The organism is Synechococcus sp. H55.9 (genome assembly GCF_047462355.1).
Lineage (GTDB): Bacteria > Cyanobacteriota > Cyanobacteriia > Thermostichales > Thermostichaceae > Thermostichus.
This window is the reverse complement of the sequence record NZ_JANSJB010000006.1, coordinates 36,825-42,601: the sequence shown is the minus strand read 5'-3', so window position 1 is coordinate 42,601 and position 5,777 is coordinate 36,825. Positions and strand designations below refer to the sequence as shown.

At 62.0% G+C, this 5,777-nt stretch carries 4 protein-coding genes and 1 pseudogene; 3 read left to right on the top strand and 2 right to left on the bottom strand.

What is annotated here, in order from left to right; translation table 11 throughout:
• Positions 1–483, bottom strand: a pseudogene (locus NW857_RS01750) (hypothetical protein); the annotation flags it as partial.
• A 150-nt stretch (positions 484–633) separates the two neighbouring features.
• Here NW857_RS01750 and NW857_RS01745 point away from each other — a divergent pair.
• Complete coding sequence (locus NW857_RS01745) at positions 634–2,460, top strand: N-acetylmuramoyl-L-alanine amidase (RefSeq protein ID WP_414332424.1); 1,827 nt, start codon at positions 634–636, stop codon at positions 2,458–2,460.
• Between the two features lie 104 nt (positions 2,461–2,564).
• Complete coding sequence (gene murI, locus NW857_RS01740; protein WP_414332422.1) at positions 2,565–3,431, top strand: glutamate racemase; 867 nt, start codon at positions 2,565–2,567, stop codon at positions 3,429–3,431.
• A 47-nt stretch (positions 3,432–3,478) separates the two neighbouring features.
• Here the strand turns inward: murI and NW857_RS01735 are convergent, their stop codons facing one another.
• The gene (locus tag NW857_RS01735; RefSeq protein WP_414332420.1) at positions 3,479–4,060 is read right to left on the bottom strand and encodes a hypothetical protein; all 582 of its coding nucleotides are present in this window, start codon (positions 4,058–4,060) and stop codon (positions 3,479–3,481) included.
• 409 nt (positions 4,061–4,469) lie between these two features.
• On the opposite strand from NW857_RS01735, the gene fba reads away from it, so the two are divergent.
• The gene (gene fba, locus NW857_RS01730; protein WP_414332418.1) at positions 4,470–5,549 is read left to right on the top strand and encodes a class II fructose-bisphosphate aldolase; all 1,080 of its coding nucleotides are present in this window, start codon (positions 4,470–4,472) and stop codon (positions 5,547–5,549) included.
• The last annotated feature ends 228 nt before the right edge of the window (positions 5,550–5,777 follow it).

The window sequence follows — 5,777 nt, the reverse complement described above, 5'->3', positions numbered from 1 at the left end:
GGGCAAAGCTGGATGTCCGCTCCACCAGGCAATGGTGGCATGGCCAAACTCGTGAATCCAGATGTGTAAAGGCAAATGCAACACCTGCAACAAGCCAACGTTGTTTACCAGCAGGGCCACTGCAAATGCAACCGGATAAGCCCAGATATTGACCGCCCAGCTATCGAAAGAAAAGCGATCCCAACGCTGCTGGGATCCCAACTTGAGGCTGCGCTGCCAGAGCAATTGGGAGCCGCGGTAAGCACAAATTTCCACTTGCTTCAGCCGCGGGATCCGCAGTTGCTGCACCATCAAAAACAGTTGGGCAACGAGCAGAGATGGCTGTTGGGGCAGGGATCCGGTGAGGTGGATGTGCAGGGTTTCATCGGCAAAGTTCACCCGTCCGGGCCAGCGTCGCCGCAGCAGCTCCAGCCGCACAACCCGCACAATCGATTGGCTGTCCCCAGCTCGCGCTAGGGTGAGGGGATCCGGTGGGCTGGGCATCCCAGGATACCTCCAAAAATCAAAAATAAGGAGCGAACCCATCATCCCCCAACCCCGCCAGCAAGAGCGAAATTGCGCTCCCTCTCAGGCCGCTCCCGGGGGAGGTTGGTATAGTTGAGGGCAGCAGGTGTGCGGAGTGGATGGAGGGTCATGCCCGAATTGGACAAGCCAGGGTCAAGGCAGATATGGGGGGCGATGCTGCTGTTGAGCTTAACCGGAGCAGGCGTGTTTCTCCCTCAACCTGTCCGGGCTCAGGCAACCACGGCTCCAGGTCTATCTCACATCGACCGTTGGTACTACGATCCGCAGCAGGGACGGCTGGAAGTCAACACCCAGGGCGAGGTGCGGCCTTTCCTGTTTGTGCTCCAGAATCCGCCGCGGGTTGTTCTGGATTTTCCCAACACCCGCTATGGACGGGATCCCCAAACCCAGACTTTCCCAGGCCGTGTTGCCTCCCTGCAGATCAGCCAGCTCACAGAGACCATCACCCGCTTTGTGCTGTATCTGCAGCCGGATCAGCCTCTCAGCCTCAACCAACTGCAACTGCTCACCGCCGGCCCCTCCCGCTGGGCTGTTCAATTCCTCCAGGCCGGCCAACCCTCGCCTGCCGCCCCGCTGTTTCCCCCTGGCCCCCGCGATCCTGCGCCCCCTCCTTCGCGGACGCCACCTCCCCGCAGCCCCGCTCCCTCCCGTGCCGACCATCAGATCTTGGGGGTATCCCCGCAGGCGGAGGGTTTTTTCATCCGCACCCAGGGCAGCCCCGCCACCACGGTGCGGCGCATCCTCGATCCGGATCGGGTGGTGGTGGATTTTCTCAACACCACCCTCAGCCCCGCCCTCACCCAACGAGCCTACATCGTCAACCGTCTGGGGGTTTTGCGGCTGCGCATCGGGCAGTTTGAGCCCACGATTGCTCGGGTGGTGTTGGATGTGGATCCTTCGAGTGGCGATTGGGAAGCCCGCTACGACCCGCAGCAGGGCGGGATCTGGATCCAGCCCGCCGGTGGCGCTGACCAGGCCAGCCTTTTGCCTGAGGTCAGCCAGGGCGATCCCCAAGGGCCGCTGGCTACCTTGCGCTCGGTGGAGCTGCAGGGCAATCAGCTCATCATCAGCGCCGATGGGTTCCTGTTTTACCGGGCTGGCTGGGATCCGGAAAGCGGCGGCTACCGCATCAACGTGGCGCCGGCTCGCCTGCCCCAGTCTTTGCCAGATCCCGGCTTGCCGGTTGGGGGGCCGGTGGAGCGGATCCGCTTTGTGCAAGAAGATGCCCGCACGGTCAGCATTCTGGTGCAACCTGCCGAAGAGTTCAATGTGTTTGAGCCCCACCCCGGCCAGGGATCCCGCCGCATTACCTTGGAGCTGCGGCCTCTCAACGCCCCGCCGCCAACACCTCAGCGGCAACCGTCTGCCCAAGCTTCCCCTCCTCCACCCCAGGGCCGGACGGTCATCGCCGTCGATCCGGGACACGGCGGACGGGATCCCGGCGCCATCGGAGTGGATGGGATCCAGGAGAAGGACATCGTCCTCTCCGTTTCCCTCCAGGTACGACAACTGCTGCAAGAGCGGGGCTATGGAGTGGTGATGACTCGCACCGACGACCGGGAAGTGCTGCTGCAGCCGCGGGTGGATATGGCCGTTCAGGCCAACGCTACCCTATTGGTGAGCATCCATGCCAACGCCCTGGATCGCTCCGGCATCCACGGCATCGAGACCTACTACCTGCGGCCCGATAGCGCCGAGCTGGCCACCATCCTGCACCGCAGCTTGGTGAGGGCCACCGGCGCTGCCGACCGGGGGGTGCGACGGGCCCGCTTTTTCATGGTGCGGGAAACGCCCGTGGGTATGCCTTCCGTGCTGCTGGAGTTGGGCTATGTAACCAACCCAACCGAAGGGCGAAAATTGGCTACTGCCGAATACCAGGCTATTTTGGCGCGGGCCATTGCCGAGGGCATTGAGGCCTTTCTGCGCAGCCGCTAAGGTCCTGCAGCCGATCCCAGGGAGAGGGCCAGAAAGCGATGCCGACAGCCTCAGAGGCAGGGTAGGATACAGCAGCTTAGCCAAGGTGTTGAGGAGAACGGAGCATGCGTTGGGATCCGGATCCCGGTTGGCCAATTGGGGTGTTTGACAGTGGCTTGGGCGGGCTGACGGTTTGGCGAGCCTTGCGCCGCCGCCTCCCCCAGGAACGGCTCCTCTACTTTGCCGATACGGCGCGGCTGCCCTATGGGGAACGCTCCCCAGAGGAGATCTTGACCTTTGTGCGGCAAATTCTGACGTGGATGCAGGCGCAGCCGGTGAAGCTGGTGGTGATGGCCTGCAATACCAGCTCAGCTTTGGCCCTAGAACACGTGCGGCAGGAGTTCGCCCTGCCCATTCTGGGGCTGATCCTGCCGGGCGCCCAGGCGGCCTTGTCTCAGGGATCCCGCATTGGGGTGATTGCCACGGCGGCCACCGTTAAAAGCCGCGCCTACTCCAGGGCCATTCAGGAGTACAGCGCCCTGGATCGCAGGCGTTTTCCCCAACCTGTCCAGTGCTGGGAGCAGGCCTGCCCGGAGTTCGTCCCCCTCATCGAAGCCGGCCAGTTGGACGGCCCCGCCCTGCGGCAAGCGGCCGAACGCTACCTGCAGCCCCTGTTGCAACAGGGGATCGATACCCTCGTCTACGGCTGCACCCACTACCCGCTGCTGGATCCCCTCTTGAAATCCCTGCTGCCCCCAGCCGTCAAACGGGTGGATCCCGGCGTGGCGCTGGTGCGATCCCTGGCCCGCGAACTGAGCTTATGGGGCTTGCGCCGCCCCTCGGCCGCCGCCCAGGAGGAACCCTACCGTTTCTGCGTGAGCGGGGATCCAGAGCGATTTGCCCGCTTGGCCACTCCTTGGCTGGGCTTTCGGCCCCAGGTGGAACGGGTGGAATGGCCGGCCTTGGATGTCAACAGCTCCCGCCGCCCCTGAACAGGCGCTCCTTCTCTTCAGGACTGGGAGCACCAGGCTCTTTGTTCTCAACGGGTCATCACCTGCAGGGGGAAGCGCTCCGCCAACTCCCCTTCTACCTTGGGCAGCCATTCCTCTTGAAACACCCACACCTGGCCTTGCTGCACGCGGCCATCGGGGTTTTGCGTCAGCTCCAGCCAATAGACGAATTGGTTTCCCCGCAGCACCACGCCTTGAATGGCCAAGGCCAGGGTATAGCCGGGAGTATTCGCCAGGGCCTCTGGGGACGGGTAGCGGATCACCTCCACCGCCCGATCCAAATCGGCGGCAATCTCTGGCCCATAGACCTCGCGAATCGCCTGAAAGAGATCTTCCGCCGTCAGCCCTTGTGGGCGAAAGAAGGTCATGCGCTCCGAGCGAATCGTCTCCCGATCCAGCGGGTTGATGATCCGTCCTGGCGGAGCCACCGAGGCCAAAAAGGTAAACCGGGATCCATCCGGCTCCACGCGGTTGATGTTCAGGGTTTCGCCCGGACGGGGCCGCAGCACGGGATTCTCCCTCACCCAGGCGGCCACCTGATCCGGAGATTGCCCAGGGATCCCCCAAGCGGCCAAGCGAAGACCCGCTGCCGCCCAGCAGGCTATGGCCAAACCAATCGCCTTAGCGGGTCGGAGTCCTCTCCCTTGAGACAAGGGCAGTTGTTTACCCCCACAGGATAGAGCCTTCCCTCGGTTGGCGCCCAAGACCGGCCACGGATTGCAATGCACCTTCTCATTCCTCCGGACAACCAATGCAGAAACGATATGAACACATGGTCAGGCAGGGGCAGAGCCTTCCTCGATGGGAAAAGTCCTGCCCTCCCGGCCCTTTCCTACTGTATCTGGAGAGGTTGGTGGGCCTGTTGCGTCTGAGCGCGAGCCTCACGGCCAATGGTTGCAAAGATCCCTCGGCAAGATACGCAGATCGCCGGCGGCTTATCCGCCAAAACGTAAAAAGTATCTTAAGATCAACGGTAAGCAAACCTTATACGCATTAGGTCAGCACCTCAGGAGGTAACCGATGGCTCTCGTTGCAATGCGGACGCTGCTGGATCATGCCGCCGAACACGGCTACGGCATTCCGGCTTTCAACGTCAACAACATGGAGCAGATCCAAGCGATCATGCAAGCTGCCCATGAAACCAACAGTCCGGTCATCCTGCAAGCCTCTCGAGGGGCACGCAAGTATGCGGGCGAGCACTTTTTGCGCCACCTGATCCTGGCGGCGGTGGAGACCTACCCCCACATTCCCGTCGCCATGCACCAAGACCACGGCAACAGCCCCGCCACCTGCTACTCTGCCATCCGCAACGGCTTCACCAGCGTCATGATGGATGGCTCCCTCAAAGAAGATGCCAAAACGCCGGCCAGCTACGAGTACAACGTGGCCGTTACCTCCGAAGTGGTGAAAGTGGCCCACGCAATTGGGGTGAGCGTGGAAGGGGAACTGGGCTGCCTGGGATCCCTGGAGACAGGCCGTGGCGAAGCAGAAGATGGTCACGGTGCTGAAGGGGCCCTCAGCCACGACCAACTGCTCACCGACCCCGACCAAGCGGTGGACTTTGTGGAGCGAACTCAGGTGGATGCGCTGGCTGTAGCCATTGGCACCAGCCACGGCGCCTATAAGTTCTCCCGCAAGCCCACCGGCGACATTCTCGACATGGAGCGCATCGCCGAGATCCACCGCCGCCTGCCCAACACCCACCTGGTGATGCACGGTTCCTCCTCGGTGCCTAAGGAGTTGATCGACATCATCAACCAGTACGGCGGCTCCATCCCCGAGACCTACGGCGTGCCGCTGGAAGAAATTCAGCGGGGCATCCAAAACGGGGTGCGCAAAGTCAACATCGACACCGACAACCGCCTGGCCATCACGGCTGCCGTGCGCCGCGCCCTGGCCGAAAATCCGAAAGACTTTGATCCCCGCTCTTTCCTCAAGCCTTCTATTAAGGAAATGCAAAAAGTGTGCGCTGAGCGCTACATCGCCTTCGGCTGTGCCGGCCATGGCACCAAGGTTCCGGTGGTTACCTTGGATGAGATGGCAGCCAAGTATGCTTCTGGCGCTTTGGCAGCTCAGGTGAAGAAGACCGTCGCGGTCTAGCCCTCACACCCGGCCGCTGCAGCCCAGAACTCCTCGGCGTTTGCTGAGGAGACTCTAGCTCAATCGACAGGTAAGGGGATCCGCAGAGGATCCCCTGTTGCTTTGGAGGAACTTGATGCGTTTTGGCGGTCAGGCAGCTTTTGCTACAAAACTTTTTTCCACTTCGATTTGCCGATTTAGCAACGCCAAAGTCAGGCGATCCAGCATTTCCAGGTCGGCCTCGGAGTA